At 65.0% G+C, this 23,117-nt stretch carries 20 protein-coding genes; 4 read left to right on the top strand and 16 right to left on the bottom strand.

Going from position 1 to position 23,117, the window contains the following annotated elements; translation table 11 throughout:
• Positions 1–9: 9 nt before the first annotated feature.
• The 4 genes from modC to JCM7686_RS01325 form a co-directional block, all read right to left on the bottom strand.
• A complete protein-coding gene (modC, locus tag JCM7686_RS01310) occupies positions 10–1,065 on the bottom strand; it encodes a molybdenum ABC transporter ATP-binding protein (RefSeq protein ID WP_020949062.1) in 1,056 nt (351 codons plus the stop codon).
• Positions 1,062–1,745, bottom strand: a complete 684-nt coding sequence (gene modB, locus JCM7686_RS01315) for a molybdate ABC transporter permease subunit (protein WP_020949063.1) — start codon at positions 1,743–1,745, stop codon at positions 1,062–1,064. The genes modC and modB overlap by 4 nt, the downstream gene beginning before the upstream one ends.
• Before the next feature lie 16 nt (positions 1,746–1,761).
• Positions 1,762–2,505, bottom strand: a complete 744-nt coding sequence (modA, locus tag JCM7686_RS01320; RefSeq protein ID WP_020949064.1) for a molybdate ABC transporter substrate-binding protein — start codon at positions 2,503–2,505, stop codon at positions 1,762–1,764.
• 74 nt (positions 2,506–2,579) lie between these two features.
• Positions 2,580–3,014: a winged helix-turn-helix domain-containing protein gene (locus JCM7686_RS01325; protein ID WP_084621009.1), complete on the bottom strand. Its 435-nt coding sequence runs from the start codon at positions 3,012–3,014 to the stop codon at positions 2,580–2,582.
• A gap of 116 nt (positions 3,015–3,130) precedes the next feature.
• Between JCM7686_RS01325 and JCM7686_RS01330 the strand changes: the two genes are divergently transcribed.
• Positions 3,131–4,312 (top strand): acetyl-CoA C-acyltransferase family protein, encoded by a 1,182-nt coding sequence (locus JCM7686_RS01330; RefSeq protein WP_020949066.1) that lies wholly within the window; start codon positions 3,131–3,133, stop codon positions 4,310–4,312.
• Positions 4,313–4,409: 97 nt separating this feature from the next.
• On the opposite strand, the gene betC is transcribed toward JCM7686_RS01330, so the two are convergent.
• Positions 4,410–5,909, bottom strand: coding sequence for a choline-sulfatase (gene betC / locus JCM7686_RS01335; protein ID WP_020949067.1), 1,500 nt, complete (start codon positions 5,907–5,909; stop codon positions 4,410–4,412).
• Between the two features lie 10 nt (positions 5,910–5,919).
• A complete protein-coding gene (gene choX / locus JCM7686_RS01340) occupies positions 5,920–6,858 on the bottom strand; it encodes a choline ABC transporter substrate-binding protein (protein ID WP_041527487.1) in 939 nt (312 codons plus the stop codon).
• A 187-nt stretch (positions 6,859–7,045) separates the two neighbouring features.
• On the opposite strand from choX, the gene JCM7686_RS01345 reads away from it, so the two are divergent.
• Positions 7,046–7,867 (top strand): DUF1003 domain-containing protein, encoded by an 822-nt coding sequence (locus tag JCM7686_RS01345; RefSeq protein ID WP_236635862.1) that lies wholly within the window; start codon positions 7,046–7,048, stop codon positions 7,865–7,867.
• Positions 7,868–8,313: 446 nt separating this feature from the next.
• Here JCM7686_RS01345 and JCM7686_RS01350 read toward each other — a convergent pair whose 3' ends face one another.
• From JCM7686_RS01350 to JCM7686_RS01375, 6 genes are all read right to left on the bottom strand, one after another.
• Positions 8,314–8,925: a VUT family protein gene (locus tag JCM7686_RS01350; RefSeq protein WP_020949070.1), complete on the bottom strand. Its 612-nt coding sequence runs from the start codon at positions 8,923–8,925 to the stop codon at positions 8,314–8,316.
• Between the two features lie 116 nt (positions 8,926–9,041).
• On the bottom strand, positions 9,042–10,178 hold the full coding sequence (locus tag JCM7686_RS01355; RefSeq protein ID WP_020949071.1) for a serine hydrolase domain-containing protein: 1,137 nt from the start codon (positions 10,176–10,178) through the stop codon (positions 9,042–9,044).
• A gap of 118 nt (positions 10,179–10,296) precedes the next feature.
• Positions 10,297–11,241, bottom strand: a complete 945-nt coding sequence (locus tag JCM7686_RS01360; RefSeq protein WP_020949072.1) for an esterase-like activity of phytase family protein — start codon at positions 11,239–11,241, stop codon at positions 10,297–10,299.
• Positions 11,214–12,095 (bottom strand): penicillin-insensitive murein endopeptidase, encoded by an 882-nt coding sequence (gene mepA / locus JCM7686_RS01365; protein ID WP_020949073.1) that lies wholly within the window; start codon positions 12,093–12,095, stop codon positions 11,214–11,216. Before mepA ends, JCM7686_RS01360 begins: the two co-directional genes overlap by 28 nt.
• Complete coding sequence (locus JCM7686_RS01370; protein ID WP_020949074.1) at positions 12,092–13,468, bottom strand: MFS transporter; 1,377 nt, start codon at positions 13,466–13,468, stop codon at positions 12,092–12,094. The genes mepA and JCM7686_RS01370 overlap by 4 nt, the downstream gene beginning before the upstream one ends.
• Before the next feature lie 41 nt (positions 13,469–13,509).
• A complete protein-coding gene (locus JCM7686_RS01375) occupies positions 13,510–14,082 on the bottom strand; it encodes an acyl-CoA thioesterase (protein ID WP_020949075.1) in 573 nt (190 codons plus the stop codon).
• 148 nt (positions 14,083–14,230) lie between these two features.
• Between JCM7686_RS01375 and JCM7686_RS01380 the strand changes: the two genes are divergently transcribed.
• Together JCM7686_RS01380 and recQ are read left to right on the top strand one after the other, a co-directional pair.
• On the top strand, positions 14,231–14,524 hold the full coding sequence (locus JCM7686_RS01380) for a YggT family protein (protein ID WP_020949076.1): 294 nt from the start codon (positions 14,231–14,233) through the stop codon (positions 14,522–14,524).
• Position 14,525: 1 nt separating this feature from the next.
• A complete protein-coding gene (gene recQ, locus JCM7686_RS01385) occupies positions 14,526–16,547 on the top strand; it encodes a DNA helicase RecQ (protein WP_020949077.1) in 2,022 nt (673 codons plus the stop codon).
• Here the strand turns inward: recQ and JCM7686_RS01390 are convergent.
• From JCM7686_RS01390 to JCM7686_RS01405, 4 genes are read right to left on the bottom strand one after another with little or no spacing between them, the layout of a single operon-like run.
• Positions 16,544–19,624 (bottom strand): efflux RND transporter permease subunit, encoded by a 3,081-nt coding sequence (locus JCM7686_RS01390; RefSeq protein WP_020949078.1) that lies wholly within the window; start codon positions 19,622–19,624, stop codon positions 16,544–16,546. The two genes, recQ and JCM7686_RS01390, sit on opposite strands and share 4 nt — an antisense overlap.
• Entirely contained in the window at positions 19,621–20,718 is a 1,098-nt protein-coding gene (locus tag JCM7686_RS01395) for an efflux RND transporter periplasmic adaptor subunit (protein WP_020949079.1), read from the bottom strand. Before JCM7686_RS01395 ends, JCM7686_RS01390 begins: the two co-directional genes overlap by 4 nt.
• Positions 20,715–21,872 carry an efflux RND transporter periplasmic adaptor subunit gene (locus JCM7686_RS01400; RefSeq protein WP_020949080.1) on the bottom strand — a complete coding sequence of 386 codons (1,158 nt, stop codon included), beginning with the start codon at positions 21,870–21,872 and terminating at the stop codon, positions 20,715–20,717. The genes JCM7686_RS01395 and JCM7686_RS01400 overlap by 4 nt, the downstream gene beginning before the upstream one ends.
• Positions 21,869–23,047: an aminotransferase class V-fold PLP-dependent enzyme gene (locus JCM7686_RS01405; protein ID WP_084621010.1), complete on the bottom strand. Its 1,179-nt coding sequence runs from the start codon at positions 23,045–23,047 to the stop codon at positions 21,869–21,871. The genes JCM7686_RS01400 and JCM7686_RS01405 overlap by 4 nt, the downstream gene beginning before the upstream one ends.
• Positions 23,048–23,117 lie beyond the last annotated feature (70 nt).

Below are 23,117 nucleotides of genomic sequence, written 5' to 3' on the forward strand. Positions count from 1 at the left end.
AGAAGGCGCTCAAGATCGGACCATTGCCGCCGATTTGATGATCGCATGGCAGGGGATCCCGGGCGCCAACCCCAGCGCTGCAACCGATCTTTCGGTGATCTGGGCGAGCAGGCGCGACTCACCCACGGCCAGCTCGACAAAGCCGCCGCTGACCTTTTCGACCCGCGCGGGCAGCACGTTCAGCGCCGAGAGCCCCTCGGGCGGGGTCAGTGACAGAATGACCTCATGGGCGAGGATACGCAGCCGGATCTCGGCGCCTTCGGGCTCGTTTTGCGCGGGCAGAAGCAGCGCGCCGGCAGGGGTGGCGACGCGGCACATGCTATCGGGCTCGATCCGCTCGATCCGGCCGGGCAGAAGCGCGCCCGCTTCGCGCAGGCCGAAGGCCGGGCCGGTGGCGGCATCCGACAGCGCCTCGGCGACCGGGCCGGAATAGATCACGCGGCCTTGCTGCATCATCACGAGGGTCGTCGCCAGCCGCACAACCTCGGCGGTCGAATGGCTGACATAGAGGATCGGCAGATTGACCTCGTCGCGCAGCCGTTCGAGCCAAGGCATGATCTCAGCCTTGCGCGCCTCGTCGAGCGCGGCCAGAGGCTCGTCCATGACCAAAAGCTCCGGCCCCGACAGCAGTGCGCGCCCGATGGCGGTGCGCTGCTTTTCCCCGCCCGAGAGATTGCGCGGACGACGCTTGAGCAGCGGCCCGAGCGCGAGCATCTCGACGATGCGGTCGAAATCCGCGCGCGCGCCGCGGCGAAAGCGCCACGAATAGCGCAGGTTTGAGGCGACGGTCAGATGCGGGAACAGCCGGGCATCCTGAAAGACATAGCCGATGCGGCGGTCCTTGACCGGCAGATTAACCCCGGCGGTGCTGTCAAAGAGCACGCGCTCATTGACGGCAATCCGCCCGCTTTCGGGCGTCATCAACCCCGCCACCGCATTGATGGTCGAGGTCTTGCCGCAGCCCGAGGGGCCGAAAAGCGCGGTCACGCCCGAGGGCGCCTCGAAGGCGATATCAAGGCCAAGCGTCGGGAACTGGCGCCGGATCGCAACCGAAACCGCCGTCATGTCCGCGCGGCCCGCCGCGCCAGCACTTCCGAGATGATGACCGCGCCCATGGCGATCACGACCGAGATCAGCACCAGCCGCATCGCCGCCGCATCGCCTCCGGGAGATTGCAGCAGGGCGTAGATCGCCGAAGGGATGGTCTGGGTCTGGCCGGGAATGTTCGACACGAAGGTAATGGTGGCCCCGAATTCGCCCATCGCCTTGGCAAAGCCAAGCGTTGCCCCGGCGAGAAGCGCGGGAAAGATCAGCGGCAGGGTTACGGTCAGAAACACCCAAAAGCGCGGCGCACCAAGCGTGGCGGCGGCTTCTTCAAGCTTGGGATCAACCGCCTCGAAGCCCAGCCGGATCGCGCGCACGGTCAGCGGGAAGGCCATGACGGCGGCGGCCAGCGCGGCTCCGGTCCAGCGGAAGGCCAGAACGATGCCCAGCTCCTTCAGAACCGAGCCGATCGGGCCTTTGGTGCCGAAGTTCAACAGCAGAATATAGCCGGTGACGACCGGCGGCAGGATCAGCGGCAGATGGACAATGCCGCTGAGAATCCCGTGGCCCGGAAAGCGCTTGCGCGCCAGAACCCAGGCCACGGCGACGGCAAACGGCAGGCTGAGCACTGTCGCGACGATCGAGACTTGGATGGACAGCGCAACCGCCTGCCATTCCTGTGGGCTCAGCCAATCCGTCATGGGTCAGAGGCTCGGATCAGGGCAGAACCGTGAAGCCGAAATCCTCGAAGACCTTCTTGGCGGGATCGGTCTTGAGGCTGGACAGGAACTTGCCCGCCTCGGCCGATTTGGTGCCCTTGATCAGCGCGGCCGGATAGACGATCGCATCATGGCTGTCCTCGGGGAAGGTCGCGACGACCTTCACGTCCTTCTCGGCCACGGCGTCGCTGCCGTAAACGATTCCGAGCGGCGCCTCGCCGGTCGCGACCAGCGCCAGCGCGGCGCGGACGTTGTCGGCCTGTGCGACCTGACCCTCGACCTTCGACCAGAGGTTCAGCTTCTCCAGCGCCTGCTTGCCATATTGGCCTGCGGGCACCGAATCGATCAGCGCCATCGCCAGCTTGCCGCCATTGAGCGCCTCGGGCAGCTTGTCGAGCTCGGTCAGCGCGGGGGCATCCTTGCCGACGATCACCAGCGTATTGCCCAGGAGATCGGTGCGGGTGCTCTTGTCGATATTGTCGGATTTCTCGAGCGCATCCATCCAGTTCACCGCTGCCGAGATGAAGATATCGGCCGGGGCACCTTGCTGGATCTGTTTGGCCAGCTGCGAGCTGCCTGCATAGGAAATCGTGACGGTGTCGCCGGTCTGGGCTTTCCAGTCCTCGGCCACCTTGTCGAGAGCGTCCTTAAGGCTTGCTGCGGCGAAAATCGTGAAATCCTCGGCCAGCGCAGGCGTGGCGACAAGGGCGCAGAAAGCTGCCGTAATCAGGGAAAAGCGCATGTAGGGCTCCGATACTTGCAACGGTTCGTTGTGTCCTTTCGGACATAAGCAAACCGCAGAGTGCGGGGCAAGCGCTATTTCTCCCCCGATACAACGGTCTGAGGGGCGGTCTGAGACGCGGTTTGCGGGGCATCGTCGGCGCTCGCTTCCGGCGCGGGCGGCGCGGGTTTCAGCCCGGCCCGCAGCGAGGCCAGATGCGGCTCGCCCTGATGGCGCAGCACGGCTTCAAGCGCGCGATAATCGCGCAAGACCTGCTCGCCCCGCGCGGTCAGATGGGCGCCGCCGCCGCCGCTGCCGCCGCGCGCGCTGTCGACCAAAGGCTCGGTAAAGGCCAGGTTCATTTCCTCGACCAGCGCCCAGGCGCGGCGATAGCTCATATCCATGGCGCGGCCCGCCGCCGAGATCGAGCCCTCGTCGGCAATCGCTTGCAGCAAATCCGCCTTGCCACGGCCAAAGGTCAATCCCTGCGCGAAATGCAGGCGGAGGCTCAATCTGGGATCATCACTCATGCGCTCATCTTCAATGGCTTTTCTGCGCGACGCAAGTGTCACGGGGCTTTCCCGCCGCAGCGCAGCAAGCTAGCATCCGCGCGATTGAGACCGGAATGGGATTCGGGGAGGAAACCATGTCAGAGAATGAAATCGTCATCCTGTCGGGCGCGCGCACGGCCATCGGCGCTTTCGGCGGCAGCCTTGCGGGAGTGACGCCGATCGAGCTTGCGACGACGGTGACCAAGGCCGCGCTCGAGCGCGCTGGGGTTTCGCCCGAGAAAATCGGCACGGTGGTTTTCGGCCATGTTCTGAACACCGAGCCGCGCGACATGTATCTCAGCCGCGTGGCGATGCTGGACGCGGGCGTGCCGAACACGACGCCGGCGATGAACGTGAACCGGCTCTGCGGCTCGGGCGTGCAGGCGATTGTCTCGGCCGTGCAGGCGCTGACGCTTGGCGACGCCGATTTCGCCGTGGCCGGCGGCGCAGAATCCATGAGCCGCGCGCCCTATACGGTGCCCGCGGCGCGCTTCGGTGCGAAAATGGGCGATGTGAAGATGGTCGATATGATGGTCGGCGCGCTGACCTGCCCGATGGGCACCGGCCATATGGGCGTGACGGCGGAAAACGTCTCGAAAGAGAACGAGATCTCGCGCGAGGCGCAGGATGCTTTCGCGCTGGAAAGCCAGACCCGCGCCGCCAAGGCGATTGCCGAGGGCCGGTTCAAGGACCAGATCGTCCCGATCGAGATCAAGACCCGCAAGGGCGTCGTGGCCTTTGACACCGACGAGCATCCCAAGGCGACCGATCTCGAGAAGCTCGCGGCACTGCGCCCGGCCTTCCAGAAGGACGGCACCGTGACGGCGGGCAATGCCTCGGGGCTGAACGATGGCGCGGGCGCGATCGTGCTGGCGCGGGCGGATGCGGCGAAAGCGGCGGGGCTCACGCCGAAATTCCGCGTGCTCGGCTATGCGGTCGCGGGCGTGCGTCCCGAAGTCATGGGCATCGGCCCGATCCCGGCGGTCGAGGCGGTGCTGAAGAAAACCGGCCTGACCGCTGCCGATTTCGACGTGATCGAATCAAACGAGGCTTTCGCGGCGCAGGCTCTGGCGGTGAACAAGGGCCTCGGCCTCGATCCGGCCAAGGTGAACCCGAATGGCGGCGCGATCGCACTGGGCCATCCGATCGGCGCGACCGGCGCGATCATCACCGTCAAGGCGATGTATGAACTGGAACGGACCCAAGGCAAGAAAGCCCTGATCACCATGTGCATCGGCGGCGGACAGGGCATCGCTCTGGCAATCGAGCGCATCTGAACGCGGCAGATCGAAAGACTGCAGATCGAAAGACTGTGCATCTGACGAAGAAGGGCGGGGATTTCCCCGCCCTTTCTCATTGCTCTCAACCTCAGGACTATTCCCCGCGCGGAAAGCGCTTGGAGTCCTCAAGGATATTCAGATCCATGTGGTTCCTCATATAGCGCTCGGATGCCTGCATCAGCGGCTGATAATCCCACGGATAATAGCTGCCATTGCGAAGCGCCTCGTAAACGATCCAGCGCCGCGCCTGACTTTCGCGCACCTCCCGATCATAGGCGCCCAGATCCCAGCGCGCCGCCGCCATCGCCCGCATGCGCTCCAGCTGATCGGCATGACCGGGATCGCTTGCCAGATTGACGCGCTCGCCCGGATCATCGCCCAGATGGAAGAGCATCTCGGGATCGGCGGGGCAGGCGATATATTTCCACGGCCCATCGACCAGCGCCACCAAAGGCGTGATCGAGCCCTCGGCCGCATATTCCATCGCCACCGGCCCCCGATCGGCCCCGCCACCGGCGAGGCTTTCGCCATCGGTCCAAGGCGCAATCTCCGTCATGGAAATACCCACCAGATCGCAAACCGTCGGCAGAACGTCGATGGTCGAGACCGGCCGCTCAACCAGCCCCGGCTCCATCCCCGGCGCCGAGATCATCAAAGGCACCCGCGCCGAGCCCTCGAAGAAGTTCATCTTGAACCAAAGCCCCCGCTCGCCCAGCATCTCGCCATGATCGGACAGGAAGAGGATGATCGCCTCTTGCCGGGTGCGTTCGAGCACGTCGAGGATCTCGCCGACCTTGTCGTCGATATAAGAGATATTGGCGAAATAGGCCTGACGCGAGCGGCGGATATTCTCCTCGGTCACCTCCAGCCCGGTCCAGTCGCAGGCATCGAGCAGACGCTGCGAATGCGGATCCTGATCGGCGTAAGCAATCGGGGCAGGGGCGGCGAGCTCCGGGATACGCTCGTAAAGATCCCAGTATTTGCGCCGCGCCACGAAGGGGTCATGGGGATGGGTGAAGCTGACGGTCAGGCACCAAGGCCGCTCATCCGCGCCCCGCGACAGATCGTAAAGCTTGCGGCAAGCGTTATAGGCGACCTCATCGTCATATTCATATTGGTTGGTGATCTCGGCGACTCCCGCGCCGGTGACAGAGCCCAGATTGTGATACCACCAGTCAATCCGCTCGCCCGGCTTGCGATAATCCGGCGTCCAGCCGAAATCGGCGGGATAAATGTCGGTGGTCAGACGCTCCTCGAACCCGTGCAATTGATCGGGCCCGACGAAATGCATCTTGCCCGACAGCGTGGTTTGATAGCCCGCCCGGCGCAGGTGATGGGCATAGGTCGGGATATCCGAGGCGAATTCGGCGGCATTGTCATAGACCCGCGTGCGGCGCGGCAATTGCCCCGACATGAAGCTCGCCCGCCCCGGCGCGCAGAGCGGGCTGCCGGTGTAGGCATTCTTGAACCGGGTCGAGCGCGCCGCCAGCCGCTTCAGGTTCGGCGTGTGCAGAAAATCGGCCGGGCCGTCGGGGAAAAGCACCCCCGACAGCTGATCGGCCATGAGAATCAAGACATTGGGTCGTTTCGTCACGTCGCTCTACTCACTTCACCGAGGCCAGAACCGCATCCGCGCCCGGTTTGCCGTCAAGCGTCGTGACACCTTCGAGCCAGGTCGTCACGCGCTCGGGATTGGCGGCGATCCAGCCCTTGGCCGCCACCTGCGGATCCATCCCGTCGTCGAGGATCTTGCCCATCAGCTGGTTCTCCATATCCACGTCGAAGACCATCTGCGTCAGCAGCTTCGCCGCATTCGGGCATTGCGCCACCCAATGCTTGCGCGCCAGCGTATGCACGGTCGCGCCGCCGAAATCGGGGCCGAATTCCTCGTCGCCGCCCGCGAGATAGGTGATCGCCAGCTTGACGTTCATCGGATGCGGCGCCCAGGCGAGAAAGACCGTGGGCACGCCCGCCGCATCGTTTTTCTGCACCTGCGCCAACATGCCCTGTTCGCTCGATTCGACAAGCTGCCAATCGCCCAGCCCGAATTTGTCGGCATCGATCATCTTGGTGATCGACTGGTTCGCCGGAGCGCCCGGCTCGATGCCGTAGATCTTGCCCTGAAACGCATCCTTATGCGCATCGAGATCGGCGAAATCCTTGACGTTGAGATCCTTCGCCGTGCCAGTCACCGCCAGCGTGAACTTCGCGCCGGTGAGATTGGTCACCAGCTCTTCGACCTTGCCCGAAGCGTTCAGATCGTCGCGGAACTTCTGCTGCGCGGGCATCCAATTGCCGAGGAAGAAATCGATCTCACCAGATTTCAGCGCCTCATAGCCGATCGGGACCGACAAAGTGCGAATGTCGGGCTTGTAGCCCAGCCCTGCGAAGACCACGGCGGCCACGCCATCGGTCGAGGTGATATCGGTCCAGCCCGGATCAGAGGTCCGGATCGTGGCGCAGCTCGCCGGATCATTGGCGAAAGCGGGCAGGGCCGTGGTCAGACCAGCGGCAAGCAGACAGAGCGACAGGGTTTTCGACATGGCATCCTCACGCGGCTCGGGGCCGCCCGCAGGACGCTGGCGGCTGATCTTTATCAAGCCCTGCGCCCGTCCCGGGATCAAGCCCGGATGCAAAGCGCCCGCAGATTTCACCGTCTTGGCGGCATGGCACGGCTCGGCTACGGTCGCCAGAATGGACGAATCGAGCAAAATTACGAATGAGCGCCCCATGTCAGAGCCGCGCCACATGCCAGAGGACGAAACGCCCCAAAAGCCCTGCTCGGTCTGCCACAGGGACTATCCCGCCCGGCTGCTGACCCCAGACAGCGACATCCGCAACTCGCTGACCGCGCTCATCCGCAAGGATGTGCCCGATTGGAACGAGGACAGCGCCGTCTGCGCCGATTGCCTGCTGAAATACCGCCAGCTCTACCTCACCCATGTGCTCGCCGATGAAACCGGAGAGCTGGGCGAGCTCGAATCCGAAGTCGCCGAGGCCCTGCGCACCGGCCGCCTGCTGACCCTGCAAACCGCGCCCGAGGATATCGAGGAAGAGCAGACCGTCGGCCAGAACGTCGCCGATGTCGTGGCCGAATGGGGCGGCTCCTGGACCTTCATCCTGCTCTTTTGCGGCGTCTTGGTCCTGTGGATGGGCATGAATGCCATCGGCATCCTGTCACAGCCCTTCGACCCCTATCCGTTCATCCTGCTCAACCTGCTTCTGTCCTGCGTCGCCGCCTTTCAGGCCCCGATCATTATGATGAGCCAGCGCCGCCAGGAGGCCAAGGATCGGCTGCGCGCGGAAAACGACTATCAGGTCAATCTCAAGGCAGAGCTCGAATTGCGGCTCTTGCACGACAAGATCGACCATCAGCTCAGCCATCAATGGCGACGTCTGCTCGAAATCCAGCGCATCCAGATCGACCTGCTCCATGAAATGCAGCGCGAGGCTCCGATGTCGCGTCTGGGTCTGCACCACGCCCGCAGCGAGCCCGCCGCGCCTGATCAACCTGAAGCCCCGCCAGAAACCACCGATCCCAAATCGCTCTAACTGAGCTCACCCCGGCCCAAAGTCGGCGGACCCAACATCGGCCAGCTTCAAAACCGCCAGCCCCGTCTTTCATGCCCCAAATATCCCCGCCGGAGGCATCGCAGCGCGCGCCAACCGCCGCGCCTCCCACATCGGGCTCCCCCCAAAAGCCGGCCCCTAAGAACCGGCGCGACATACCGCATCCGACCAGTTCCCGACCATTCCGATGGCGGGCAAAGCAAAACGGGCCGCCCTTTCGGTACGGCCCGCGAGATCTACGGAGATGGTCCGGTTAGGGCTGGAGACCTACCGTCCCAGTCAGGGCTTACGACCCACGGGTCTGCCCTCAGGCCACGGCCCCCCTGACTGTCCCGACACCTCTCTCCAATATCACTCTCGACACTGGACCACCTCCTTTCAATACGTTGCCGTTGAGTTGAGCGTGCCACATATCGGGCATCTGTCAATCAGATTTGCGCCCGCCGCTCGAGAAGATTTCCGACAATGATACGGAACGGCACCAGCGCCACAATCGCCTGCGCCATCTTGACCGACCAGTCGGCGAGAGCCAGCGACACCCAAAGCGGCTGGACCGGGCCATGACCCAGAAGCGGCACCAGCGCATTGGCCCAGGCGACATCGTCATGGGGGAAAAGCCCGCTCAGCGCGCCGGAAAAGGCGATGCCGAAAAACACTGCCGTATCCAGAACCGATCCGGCCAAAGTCGCGGCCAGAGGCGGCAGCCACCAGTTCAGGCGCCGCAGCCGGTTGAAGATCGCGATATCGAGAAGCTGCGCCGACAAGAACGCCGCGCCCGAGGCGATGGCGATGCGCAGCGTGGTCTTGTCCATGCCAGCCGCGACGATCGAACAGGCGATGCCGGTCAGAAAGCCCGCAAAGACGACCTTGCGTGCGGCGGCCGGACCATAGATCCGGTTCATGATATCGGTGACGAGGAAGGCCACGGGATAGGTCAGCGCCCCCCAGGTCAGCCAGTCGCCCAGCAGATGCTGGACCAGAATATTCGAGGCCACCACAACGATGGCCATGGCAAGAATGCCGGGCAGAAGGCGGGTCATGTCGGATTCCGTTTTGACAAGGTAGCGGAGACTCGGCCCGCTCTTGCGGGCAAGGCGGGCGGATACGCCTCGCCTTGCCCTCTGTCAAGCGCCGCGCGGGCGCGACAGGCGCGGGCCTAGGGCCGGGAGATCGCGGCCATGGCCTCCAGCGAGAGCTGCCCCGCCATGCCCTCGACGGCGGTATTGGTCATCACCAGAACCGTGCGGCGGCGCGTCGGATCAATGAACCAGCTATGACCATAGATGCCGCCCCAACTGAAACTGCCCGGCGACAGATCGATGCCCGCCAGCGCCGGATCGGTCACGATCGCCCCCGCCCAGCCATGGCTCATGCCGGGGCCGCGCATCGGATGGGGATAGGCAAAGCGCGGCTCGGTCGCGGCGCGGCGCCATTCGGGCGCGATGAAATCGCCCGCGCGCAGGGTCTCGAGCAGCGTCAGCGCGGCCTCGGCGGTGCCCGCCATGCCGCCCCCGCCCGAGGGGAAGGCCGAGAGATCGGTGATGCGCTCGGGGTCATAACTGAAACGATAACCCTCGGGCAGATTGCCCTGCGCATGGGTCACGCCCTCCATCCGGCGCGGCTCGGGCCGGGCATCGGTATAGGCGGCGGCCAGATTTTGCGTGCCGGGCAGGAAATAGGCAGCATCGAGCGCCAGCGGCCCGGTCACGAGATCGGCCATGGCGAAGGGCAGGGCATTGTCGGTCACCGCCTCGATCACCGCGCCCAGCACGTCGGTTGCGACCGAATAGCGCCAATCTTCGCCCGGCGTCAGATCGAGCGGCACGCTCGCGATCCGGCGGATGTTTTCGGCCAGCGAAATCGCGCGCTCGGAAATCCCATCCGAGACCCCCGCCGTCTCATAGCTGCCACCCGGAAGCTGGCCAAAGCCATAATCGAGCCCCGCCATATGCGACAAGAGATGATTGACCGTGATCTCGGGGCGGGTGCCATCGGCAAAGGCCGGGGTGAAATCGGGCAGCCAGCGCACGACCGGATCCTCGGGCGAGAGCCGCCCGTCTTGCATCAGGCGCAGCGCCGCCACTGTGGTGAAGGGCTTCGAGACCGAGGAGTAGCGAAACCAAGTCGCCGGCGTGACCTCGCGCCCGGCCTCGCGATCGGCGAGCCCGGCGTTGCGGGCGTAAACGGTCTCGCCATCCTCGGCCATCAGCACCGCTGCGCCGACGATCCGGTTCTCGGCAAGCGCGCTGTCGATGGCCCGGTCCAGAGCCTCGGTCGCGGTCATCTCACTCATCGCTCTCCCTCCCTGTCGGTGCGCCGATATGGAAAGGTGGAAATGCCTCCAAGTAAAGCAAAGGCTGCGCGGGGGGCGGAAATCGGCTGGTTGCAACTCGCAAATGGGCCGGGCGAGCTTAGTCGCGGATGCGGTATTCGACCAGCTCTGTGCGCTGGAGGAAATAGAAATTATCGTCTGAAATCATGGTCAAACGGATGCCCTGATCGTCCTTCCAGACCGCGATCCCTTCGAGATTGTCATATTGCATCGGATAGGATTGCAGAAGAATTTCTTCGTTCACCAGCCCCGCATCGGTCAGGTCAAAGCGGCGCACGCGGCTGAGGAATCCCAGCAATCCTTTGAAGTCGCGTTCGAGCAGATAGAACTTGCCATCGGGCCCGATATCCGAGCCGACGGGCAGCCAGTTACCATTGCGCGAGACCGAAAACGGCTGATCCCAGACGCCTTTGCGCCAGCGCCAAACCGGGAAGGGCCGGTCGAGCGCGCCCGAGCGTTCGGGCATGGTCAGAAGCGTGCCGTCCGGGGTGATCGCCAAGGATTCGAGCGCGGAATTGCGCTGCATCTGCTTGAATTCGGGCGGGCCTTTCAGGACCTTGGCAGGCGCGTCGGGCGTGTCATAGCGCGCGACCCGCACCAGCCCCTCGAAGCTGACATAGATCCGGCCCTCGCTGTCGATCGCAATGCCCTCGCTGTCGCCGAGATGACCGGGCGGGAGCGGGCGGCCCTGGCTATCGTGCAGCCGCGACATGCCTTTTGAGACCATGCCGGAGATGCGACCTTCGGCGTCGCGCTCGATCTCGCCCCAGCGCAGGGTCGCGCGGTCGGACAAAGCCATGAAGCTGCGCCCGTCCTCTGTCAGCTCGATCCCGGAATAACCGCCGAAATCCGGCGCATCTTCGTGCCAGACATAGGTGCCGATATATTCGGCCTTGTTCGAGATCTCGCCGCGGGCGTTGACCGTATAGGTCGCCGCCGCCGTCAAAAGAGCAGCAGCGGCGACACAAAAGGCGATCAGGACCGAGAAACGTCCCGTCAGCGTGCGACGGCTATGGCCTGACATTGCTCGGGCATCTCGCTCAGTCGATAGGTCCGGGGATGGCGATAGTTCGGATCAGGCGGCACCGGCTTCACGCGGCTTGGATCGATGCGGTTCTTGATCCATTCCATCGCCTCGGCGCAGCCGTCTCCGGCGGGCGGCGGGTCCTGCTTTTGGCAGACCGAGCCCGCAGGGCAGGACAGGCGGACGTGGAAGTGGAAGTTATGCGCATTGATCGGGCGGATCTTGCGCAGATAGGCGCGGTTGCCGGTCTCTTGCTCGCACATCGCGACCTTGACCACCGGATCGACGAAAAGCCGCTCGACGCGCGGATCGCTGGCGGCGGCGCGGATGATCGAGAAGGTGCCGGGGTTCCAATATTCGGTGAGCTGGGTGCCCGCCTTGTTCACCACCGAAACCGACGAGACATCTTCGCGCTGCGCAGCCGAGAGCTTCAGGCTCGAGGGTGGCAGCATCCAGATATCGGCATCGAGCCCCATCTGGTGGCTGGCGTGACCCGACGAGGCCGGGCCGCCGCGCGGCTGGCCGATATCGCCGATGTACAGCCCGCGCCAGCCCGATTTCTGCGCGGCTTGCGACAGGCCGATCAGGAAATCGATCATCTGGGGATGGCCCCAGTTGCGGTTGCGCGACAGCCGCATGGCCTGCCAGCTCGGCCCGGTTTCCGGCAGCTGGACCGCGCCGGAAATGCAGCCTTTCGAGTAAAAGCCGATGGCGGCGGGCTTGCCTCCGGTCGGGCCAGCCGCGGCGCCGAATACGTCTTTGGCAAGCGGATCCTTGGCCATGGCGGGCGGCGCCGATACCGGCAACGCCAGCGCGGCCAAAGCTGCGGCGGTTGTCAGAATGCGTCTGATCACTGCTCGGGTTCTCCCTCTGGTTTGACCCGAGTTAACAGCAAGAGCGAGAAAATGAACATCACGATGAGCGGAGAGATGCCGATCTGCTGATTGCCGCTGAGATCGGTCGCCACCGCGATCAGAAGCGGGGCGAGAAAGGCCGTGGCCTTGCCCGAAAGCGCATAAAGGCCAAAGGCTTCGGTCGCCTGTTCGGGCGTGGTGTGATGGACCATCATCGTCCGGCTCGCCGATTGAAGCGCGCCGCCCGCGCCGCCGATGGCGATGCCGCAGGCAAAGAAAATCGCATCGGGCAGCTTCGATCCGGGCGGGATTGTCAGGCCGAAGAAGCTCTCGCGGCTCATGCCGATGACGATCAGGCAGACGGCGATCAACACGACCGAGCAGACCGCGATCACCGGGCGCGGTCCCCAGCGCTGATCCGCGCGCCCGCCAAGCCAGGTGATGAGCGCGGCGGAAAACGCGCTGACGATGCCGAAAACCCCTGCGAGAAACACCGGCCAGCCCAGCACCGCCGCCGCATAGACGCCGCCGAAGGCATAAAGCCCGTTCAGCGCATCGCGCGAGAACATCGACGAGATCAGCCAGGCCGTGAGCGAGCGGCGATGGCGCAGGCTTTTCAACAGCGTCCAGAGGCTGCGCAGCGCCGGGCGGATGCCGCTTGCGGCGCGCGTGTTGCTGGCGCTGCGCGGCTCCTTCACCCAAAACAGGAAGGGCAGCATGAAGACGATATACCAGATCGCGGTCAGCGGCCCGGCGGCGCGGGTGCCTTCGCGCAGGGTCGGGTCAAGGCCGAAAGCAGGGGCGAGGCCGATCAGCGTCCGCCCGGTCTGGGTGTTTTCGGCGAAAAACAGCAGCATTACCGCGAGCGAGACCACGCCGCCCAGATAGCCAAAGGCGAAGCCCGTGCCGGAAACGCGCCCGATCTCGGCACGCGGGGCAAGGCCCGGCAGCAGCGCATTGGTGAAGATCGTGGTGAATTCCATGGCGATCAGGCCGATACCGAAGGCCGCGACCACAAGGATCAGATTGTCGCCCGCGGGTGTCAGAAACCACAGCGCGCCCGAGCCCAGCACGTAGAAGATCGAGAAGAACCAGACCCAGATCAGCCGCCGCCCCGCCGCATCCGCGACCGAGCCCAGAATGGGCGCCAGCACCGCAATGCAGATCCCGGCGATCGCCAGCCCATAGCCCCAAAGCGATTGGGCGCTTGCACCGGCCTCGGCGGGCGATTGGCCGAGCGCGGTGAAATGGGCGCGCGCGGCCTCGGTGAAATAGATCGGGAAGATGAAGGTCATCAGCAGCGTCGAGTAAGGCTGGCTGGCCCAATCGAAGAACCACCATCCCCAGATCCGTTTCTTGTCGAGCACAGCCATTCCCCGTCGCCTCAAATCGCGGCCAATAGGCCAGAAAGGCCCTAGCGAGGCAAATCCTCATTTGGATCTGTGGGCGCAAGCGTGGGCAGGACCGGCGGCCAGGGGCGCTGCGCATCGGCCTCGATCCAGGCGGTGACCCAATCGGGCAGGGGCGGGCTTTGGTCCGGCTCGCCCGCGACCGCGAGCATCCGGGCGGGCGCGACAATGCCCTCGGGCGAGGTGATCGCCGCGCGCACCAGCATATGGTTGCAGCATTCGCCCTTCGACCAAAGCGTCTGCTCCATATAGAGGAAACGCGCATCCCAGCCGATCGTGTGGCTGACCATGGTGAAGCGCTGGAACGCGCGGATCCGGCGGCGGTAGCGCACCGAATTGCCCGCAATGGTGATGCCCCATTTCTCGCGGCGCAGGATCTCGATCAGCCCGGTGCGTTCGGCCAGTGGGATGCGGCCAAGATCGTAAAGCGTCAGCGTGCGCCCGTTGTTCAGCTCGACCCAAGGGTCGATGTCCCAGGGCCAGCAGCGATGGGTCGAGACATGGACCCCGGTCACCGGCAGCTTGGGCTGGCGGCGGGCGCTCCACATCTCCCTGACGAAGCGGATAAACGGATACATCGGCGCTCTCCTCGCGGTTCGGTCCGGGCTAGCTGCGACGATTGGCAGCGTCAACGGCGACCCCACGGCAAGCTGGCTCACGGCAAGCTGGCTTGCACGGCGCGCGCCCGTGGCTTACCTGTCGGGAAGTTCCACGCGAAAGGTTGCCATGACGACGCTCTTCCAAGCTTTGATGCTGATCCTCGACGTGATCTGGTTCGTCATGATCGCGCATATCATCATGTCCTGGCTGATCAATTTTCAGGTGCTCAACCTGCGTCAGCCACTGGTCTGGCAGCTGTGGAACGGCCTGTCGCGCCTGCTCGAGCCGCTTTACGCGCCAGTGCGGCGCTTCCTGCCCAACACCGGCGGGCTTGATCTGGCGCCGCTTGTGGTCTTCATCGCGATCATCATCCTCAAGCAGCTTCTGATCAACAACGCCGGCGCGTTCTACGGCTACTGAGATGTCGGCCGCCCCCCTTCTGCGGCAGGTCTTCGGCTTTGACGGTTTCCGCCCCGGACAGGAGGAAATCGTCGAGGCGGTGGCCGCTGGTCGCGATGTTTTGGCAATCATGCCGACGGGTGGCGGGAAATCTCTGTGTTATCAACTGCCTGCGCTGATGCGCGATGGCGTGACCGTGGTCATCTCGCCGCTGATCGCGCTGATCCGCGATCAGGTCCGGGCTTTGCGCGAGGCCGGGGTGGCGGCTGGCGCGCTGACCTCGGGCAATACCGAGGAAGAGACCGCGGCGGTCTTCGAGGGCCTGCGCGCGGGTGAGCTGAAACTGCTTTATATGGCGCCCGAACGGCTGGCCTCCAGCGGGACGCTGCCGATGCTGCGCCGGGCGGGGGTCACTGCAATCGCCGTCGACGAGGCGCATTGCGTCAGCCAATGGGGCCATGATTTCCGCCCCGATTACCTGCGCATCGGCGAGCTGCGCGCGACGCTGAACGTGCCGCTCGCGGCCTTCACCGCGACCGCCGATGTCGAGACCCGGGGCGAGATCATGCGCCGCCTCTTTCCCGAGGCCGCGCCGCTCAGCTTTCTGCGCGGCTTTGATCGCCCGAACATCCACCTTGCCTTCGCGCCCAAGGACGGGCCGCGCCGCCAGATCCTCGATTTCGCCCGCGCCCGAGACGGCCAGTCGGGCATCGTCTATTGCGGCACCCGCGCCAAGACCGAGACCCTGGCGCAGGCGCTGCTCGATGCGGGCCTTCCGGCGGTTGCCTATCACGGCGGCATGGAGGCCGGGCCGCGCCGCGAGGTCGAGGGCCGCTTCCAGCGCGAGGATGGGCTGATCGTCGTCGCGACCGTGGCCTTTGGCATGGGCATCGACAAGCCGGACATTCGCTGGGTCGCCCATGCCGATCTGCCGCGCTCGATCGAGGCCTATTATCAGGAAATCGGCCGCGCCGGGCGCGATGGCGGTCCGGCGGAAACCATGACGCTTTACGGGCAGGAAGACATCCGCCTGCGCCGCAGCCAGATCGACGAGGGGCAGGCGCCGCTGGAGCGCAAGACCGCCGATCACGCGCGGCTGAATGCGCTTCTGGGGCTGGCCGAGGCGGCGACCTGTCGGCGCCAGTATCTCTTGGGCTATTTCGGCGAAGAGGCCGGGCCCTGCGGCCATTGCGATATTTGCAACGACCCGCCCGAGACCTTCGACGGGACCGAGCCGGTCCGCAAGGCGCTCTCGGCCGTGCTCCGCACCGGCGAGACTTATGGCGCGGGTCATATCATCGACGTGCTGATCGGCAATGCCACCGAAAAGGTCACCCAGCGCGGCCATGACCGCCTGCCGACCTTCGGCTGCGGCAAGGATATCGGTAAGCTCGCCTGGCAGGCGATCCTGCGCCAGATGCTCGGTCGCGATCTGCTGCGTCCCGATCCCGAACGTCACGGCGGTCTGGTGATCACCGAGGCCGCCCATCCGGTGCTGCGCGGCGAGATCCCGGTGATCCTGCGCCGCGATCTGATCGCCAAGGCGCGACCTGCGCCGGTGGTGCGCGCGCAGGTCTCGGATGAGGATGCGCAGCTCTTTGCCGCCCTGCGCGCCAAGAGGCGCGAGCTAGCCGAGGCGCAGGGCGCGCCCGCCTATGTCATTTTCGCCGACAAGACCCTGATCGAAATGGCCGCGACCCGGCCGATGACGCTCGATCAGATGGCACGGGTCAGCGGGGTCGGCGCGAAGAAGCTGGAAAGCTATGGCCGCGATTTTCTGGCGGTGATCGCAGGCGAGGTTCCGGCGATGCATCCGGCGCGCCGGGCGCTGGCGGGCAGTGCGGCGGGTGAGCTGTTCGACCGCCTGCTTGAGGCACAAAACCGTCTGCTGCGCGGCACGGATGGGACGGAAAAGCCGCTCTCGGTCTCGACTTCGGTGCTACGCCGCATCGCCGAGGACCGGCCCCGCGATCTCGCGCGTTATCTCGACCCCGCGCGCTTTGACCGCTTCGGCGAGGCTTTCGCCGAAGAGATCGCAGCTTAGGCCGTTTCGGCGGCGGGGTTTGGCGCTTCGTCGGTTTCGGGTGGCTGGACCTTGAAGATCGCGCAGTAAAGCGCGGGCACAAAGACCAGCGTGACCAGCGTGCCGGCAATGATGCCGCCCATCATCGCATAGGCCATCGGCCCCCAGAACACCTGCCGCGCGATCGGGATCAGGGCGAATGAGGCCGCCGCCGCCGTTAGAAGGATCGGGCGGGCGCGGCTGTCCGAGGCGTGGAAAACCGCCTCCCAGCGCGAATGGCCGCTGGCCCGCAGCACCTCGATTTCATGGACAAGAATGACCGAGTTGCGGATCAGGATGCCGATCAGCGCGAGGATGCCCAGGATTGCGACAAAGCCCATGGGCACGCCGAAGGGCACCAGCACCGCGACCACGCCGATCAGGCCCAGAGGTGCTGCGGCGAAGACGATGAACATCAGCCGGAAGCTTTGCATCTGGATCATCACCAGCGTCGCCATGATCAGCAACATGATCGGCACGACCGCGATGATCGGTTGCTGGCTGTCGGCTGAATTCTCGACCGCGCCGCCAACCACGATCTTCACATCCGCGGGCAGGGTCTTTTGATAGGCCGCGACACGTTCGGCCAGCGCATTGACCAAGGTCGCGGGCTGATCCTTGGTCGAAATCCCGGCCATGACCGTCACCGTCGGACGCCCGTCGCGCTGCATGATCAGCGGCTGCTCGGTGCCGTAATCCAGCGTCGCCAGCGAGGCCAGTGGGATCGGCGTGCCGGTGACGGTGGCGAGCTGGAGATTGCGGATCGATTCAAGCGAATGACGATCGGCGGCCGCGCCGCGCGCCACGACATTCACAAGGAAAATTCCGTCGCGCATTTGGGTGATGGTCTTGCCCGAGAACAGCGCCGCCAGTGAGGCCGAGATATCCTCATTGGTGATGCCAAGCTGGCGCGCTTTGTCCATATTCACGGTCAGCCGCACGACCCGGGCCGGCTCGGTCCAGTCCATGGCGATATCGCTCAGGCGGCTGTCCTGCGAGATCACCGAGGCCAGCCCGCGCGCCGCATCGCGCGCATCGTCGATCTGGCGGGCCGAGACGCGATATTGCACCGGGCGCCCGACCGGAGGCCCAAGTTCGAGGTTCTTGATATAGACATCGGTCCCGATCAGCTCTTGCTTGGCAAAGGCGTCCAGCTTGACGCGCAGCGCATCGCGGGCGGCAAGATCATGGGTCTGGATCAGGATCTGACCCATCTGCGGCCCCGGCGTCGGAATATCGAGCGCCAGCACGAAGCGCGGCGCGCCGCGTCCGACATAAGAGGTCCAGAAGGCGGTCTCGGGCGCCGCGCGGATGAAGGCCTCGAGCCGGTCCATATCGGCCGTGGTCTTGACGATCGAGGCATTGTCGCGCTCGGTGATATCGACCAGAAGCTCGGTCCGATCCGAGCTTGGGAAGAACTGCTGCTCGACAAAGCGCATCCCCCAGACCGAGACCGCGAAGAGCAGAATCGTCACCGCGATGGTCGCCCATTTGAACCGCATCGCATGGATCAACAGCCAGTGGAACCCGCGCCGGAGCGCGCCCGGTTGGGTCTCGTGCTTGGCCATCTTGGTCGAGAGGAAGGTCACGCCCAGCAGCGGTGCGAACAGGACCGCGACCACCCAGCTCACCAGAAGCGAGACCGCGATCACCACGAACAGCGAGAAGGTGAACTCGCCCGCCGTCGAGGAATTGAGCCCGATCGGGATGAAGCCCGCGACAGTCACCAGCGTGCCGGTCAGCATCGGAAAGGCGATCGAGGTCCAGGCATAACTGGCCGCTTTGCCAAGCGTATCGCCCGCTTCGAGCCGTGAAATCATCGTCTCGATCGCGATCATCGCATCATCGACCAGAAGCCCCAGCGCGATGATCAGTGCGCCAAGCGAGATCCGTTGCAGCGTGATCCCGTAGTAATCCATGATGGTGAAGGTGATCGCGAGCACGAGCGGAATGGTCAGTGTCACGACAAAGCCCGCGCGCAGGCCAAGGCTGACGAAGCTGACGAGCAGGACGATGGCAATCGCCTCGGCGAGCGCGCGGACGAAATGGCCCACGGCCTCGTCGACGACATGGGGCTGGTCGGCAAATTTCGCCATCTCGATGCCGACGGGCAGGTCGCGGGCGATGCCCTGCATCAGCCCCTCGACCTCTTGGCCGAAGTCCAGAATATTGCCGCCCTTGCGCATGCCGATCTGCAGCCCGATCGCTTCCTTGCCGTTATAGCGGAACAGCTGCTGCGGCGGGTCCTGATAGCTGCGGGTGACCGTCGCCACATCCGAGAGGTTGAAGAACCGGTCGCCGACGCGCAGGTTCACATCGCTAATCGCCTCGGCGCTGTCGAATTGACCGCCGACCCGCACCAGAACCTGCTCAGGGCCAGTCTGGATGATCCCGGCTGGCGCAATCGCATTCTGGGTCGCGAGGCTTTGCATGACCTGCACCTGGTTCAGCCCCAGCGAGGCCAGCCGCGCGGGCGAGAACTCCAGATGGATCTCTTCGTTCTGCACGCCCAAAAGCTCGGTCCGGCCTGCATCGGGCAGGGCCTGAACCTGCTTGCGGATATCCTCGACCCGGTCGCGCATCTCGCGCTGGGAAAAGCCGTCCGAGGTGAAGGCATAGATATTGCCGTAAACATCGCCGAAGTTGTCGTTGAACTGGAAGCCTTGGAATTCCTGCGGAAAATCAGGGCGGATGTCGTTCATCATGAAGCGGATGCGCTTGAAGGTCTCTGGTCCCGCCGTGCCGCGCACGCTTGACAGCAGCTCGACGTAAACCACCGAAATCCCGGGCATGGTGACCGAGCGGGTGAATTTGAGCTCGTCAAGTTCCTCGAGTTTGGTCTCGATCCGTTTGGTGACCTGATCCAGCGTGTCCTCGATCGTGGCGCCGGGCAGCGAGGCCGAGATCACCATGACCTTGATGGTGAAATTCGGATCTTCCTCCCGACCGAGCCTTGTGTAGCTGATGATTCCCGCGATCATCGAGACGATCAACAGGAACCACACCAGCGAGCGGTGATGCAGCGCCCAGTCCGAGAGGTTGAACGAGCGGTTGGTCATGGCGCGACACTCCGCCCGACCGGCTCGCCTTCGCGCAGCGAATGGACGCCGCGCGTCACGACTTCTTCGCCCGCGCGCAGGCCCGAAGCGATGGCAATACGCCCGCCGATCGCGGGGCCCTCGGTCGAAATTGCGCGCAGGCTGACCGCCGCGCTGTCGCCCTGACGCGAGACGACCCAGACATGGGGCCGGTCGTTCTGGATCAGGATCGCGGCGCTCGGCAGCGAAAGGATCTGATGCTGCGACGTGGCCGGGCGCGCGCGGATCAAGGTGCCCAGACGCAGCCCGTCGGGGTCGTTCAGCGTCAAGCGGACGCGCCGCGTGCGGGTTGCGGCATCGGCCACCGGCTCGATCAGGCTGACGGTGGCGCGGATGATGTCTTGCGGCGCGCTTTCAGACCAGACATCGAACTCATCGCCCGCCGTGACCGAAACCAGCGCGGTTTCGGGCAGGTCGATGCGGGCTTCGAGCTGGTCATCGGCCGAGAGCTTCAGGACCGGCGCGCCGGCGGAAACCACCGCCCCCGCATTTGCATAGACATCGCTGATCACCCCGGCGAAAGGCGCATTCATCTTGGCATAACCTTCTGCGTCGCGGGCGCGGTTGAGTTCGGAATTGGCCTGCTGAAAGGTCGCCTGCGCCGAGACCAGCGCATTTTCGACCTGCTCAAGCTGCGCGGCAGAAGACACGTTGCGCGCGACCAAGGCGCGCGTGCGCTCGGCGGTGGATTGGGCGGTCTTGAGATTGACCTCGGCCGCCTCGACCGCCGCGGTTGCTGCCGCGACATTGCCCTGAAGATCATCGGGATCGAGCGCGGCGAGAAGCGCGCCTTCGCTGACGGTATCGCCGACATCGACCCGCCGCTCAATCAGGCGGCCAAGGGTCTGAAAGCCCAGCACGACCTCGATTTTCGAGGTGACAACGCCGGGCACCGAGCGCTCGCGCTGGGGGCGGTCGTCAAGGATTTCGCTGACGACGGGACGCGGCGGGGCGGGCTCTGCCTCGGGATGCTGCCAGGGAAAGGTGAAGGCCGCAGCGGGGCCAACCTGTGCCGCCAGAAGGAAAGCCGAAACGAGGGACAGAAGACGGGTCACGGCGCATCTCCGGCTGCGGCGATCTTGCGACCGGGAAAGAGCATCTGCGACCCGGCGCCGACGACCTGCGCGCCCGCCGAAAGCCCCGAGGCGACGACGACGCTTTCGGTGGTGAAGCGTTCGATCGTGATGGGGGTCAGCGTCACGCGCATCTCATCGGTCACGGTCCAGACCGCCGGGCCCTCGGCATTGGCGGTCAGCGCAGTCCAAGGCACCGAAATGCCGCGACCGGCGGGGAAATGCACGGTCCCCCGCACCGCAGCCCCCAGAAGCGCCGTATCGGTTGCGACCCCGTCGATATAGGCGCGGACGGTCACCGAGCCGGTATGCGGATCGACCAGAGGCGAGATTTCGCGGACGCTGGCCTTCATCGCAGGCAGATGCAGATCAATCCCCTCGATGCTTACGGGAACCCCCAGCGCGTTCTTCAGAAGCGGCAGGTCGGGGGTCTGGAACACCGCCTCGAGCCCACTTGTCGCGGCGAGCGAAATCACCGTTTGGGCTGCGGCGACGATCTGTCCGACCTCGACGCTGCGGTTGGTCACGACCGAATCCGTCGGCGCGCGCAACACGGTGTCTTCCAGCGCCCTCTGCGCCTGCTCAAGCTCGGTCCGGGCCTGCGTGACCCCGCCCTCGGCGGCCGAAAGTGCCTGATCGGCGCTGTCGAGGCCCGCGCGCGTGCCCACCCCATGATCAAGCATCGCGGCGGCGCGGGTGCGCGCCTGCGCCGATTGATCGCGGCTGGCCTCTGCCGAGGCAAGCTTCGCTTGCGCCACATTGAGCGCCTGTTCCTGCTGCAGCGCGTCGGTGCGTGCGAGCGGCTGATCCTTGGTGACGTGATCGCCCTCGGAGACCATGACTTCGGCAATGCGCCCGCCCTGGCGAAAGCCGATATTCACAGTGTCGCGCGCCTGAATCGAGCCGGCCAATGTGGTGTCAAAGGTCAGCGGGGCCTCTTTGACGGTCACGATCTCGACCAGCAGCGGGACCTCGACCTGCGCCGGAGCCTCGGCGCGCAGGGGCGTCGCGGCCAGCAGAAGGAGAAAGGGCAGGATGAGCGACTTCATATCCAAGGCACGGTTTCCATCATGGCCGCGATTGACCTCAGCTTCGCGGCGATTGTCCAGCCTCTCCCGGTCGTGAGCCCGCGTCATAGGGTCGCGAGCGCCTGTTCCAGCGCGCGCACCGCAGGATCTATGTCTGAGAAATCATTGTAAAGAGGCGCGAAGCCGATGCGCAACCGATCCGGGGCAGGGCAGTCAGCGATAACGCCCTGTGCTTGCAGGCTTTGCGTCAAATGAGCGGCTTTGGGGTGGTGATAGATCAGCTCGGCCCCGCGCGCCGCCGCGATTCGCGGCGAAATCAGCGTGAGGCCCGGGCAATGGGCATCGACCTCTGCCAGAAAGGCCTGCCCGAGCGCGCCCGCGCGTTGGCTGATCGCCGTCAGATCCAGCCCGGCCCAGAGATCGAGAGCCGCGTCGAGCGCGGTGAGCGCGATCAGCGACGGCGTGCCCAGCCGCAGGCGGTCAATCTTGCGCGGCGGGTGAGGATCCGCAGCCGTTTGATCCGGAGAGGATGGCCGGTCGGCCTTTTGTCCCTGCAAAGCGGGGGTGACGCGGTCGATGAAGCGGTTTGACGCCCAGAGAAAGGCCGGGGCTCCGGGGCCGCCGTTCAGATATTGCTCGGTGCGTCCGACCGCAAAATCGGCGCAGGCACCAGCAAGATCAATCTCCAGCGCCCCGACCGCATGGGAGAGATCCCAAACCGTCAGCGCGCCCGCCTCATGTGTAAGCCGCGTCAGCGTGGCGATGTCGCGCCGCTCGGCGGTTTGGACATTGACCGCCGACATCGCCAGCACAGCCACGTCATCGCACAGGCAATAGCAGATCCGCGTGGGATCAATGACGCGCAGACGGCAACCCAGCGCCCGGGCGATCCCCTCCATCACCGCGAGATCCGAGGCCGAATTGCTGGTGTCGGTCAGAACGACGGTCCGTTTCGGTCCGGTGTACAGCGAGACCGCCGCGGAAATTGCCTGAAAAAGCTGGAGCTGGAGCGTTTCCCCCAGCGTGACCTCGCCCTGTCTCACACCGATCAGGGGCGCAATCTTGTCCCCGATCCGGCCCGGCAGATCCTCCCAGTCCGCCGTGAACCGCTCAGAGCCCAGATCCGCCGCTCCACCCGGCATCATCAGGCGACAGAGCCGCTCTTTCGCCGACCGTGGCATCAGGCCAAAGCGGGAACCCGCAAGATAGACCAGCCCGTCGGGCAGATCGAAAGCGGCCTTGCTGCGCGCGAAAATGCTGCCGTCTTCGCTCACCCTTGTCATGCCTCCTGCCGGGAGCTCTCTCGGAAAGGCTAGGGGCGAATGATGAAGAAAATCGGAAATTAAGGCAGAC

The sequence above is a fragment of the Paracoccus aminophilus JCM 7686 genome (genome assembly GCF_000444995.1).
GTDB classification, from domain to species: domain Bacteria; phylum Pseudomonadota; class Alphaproteobacteria; order Rhodobacterales; family Rhodobacteraceae; genus Paracoccus; species Paracoccus aminophilus.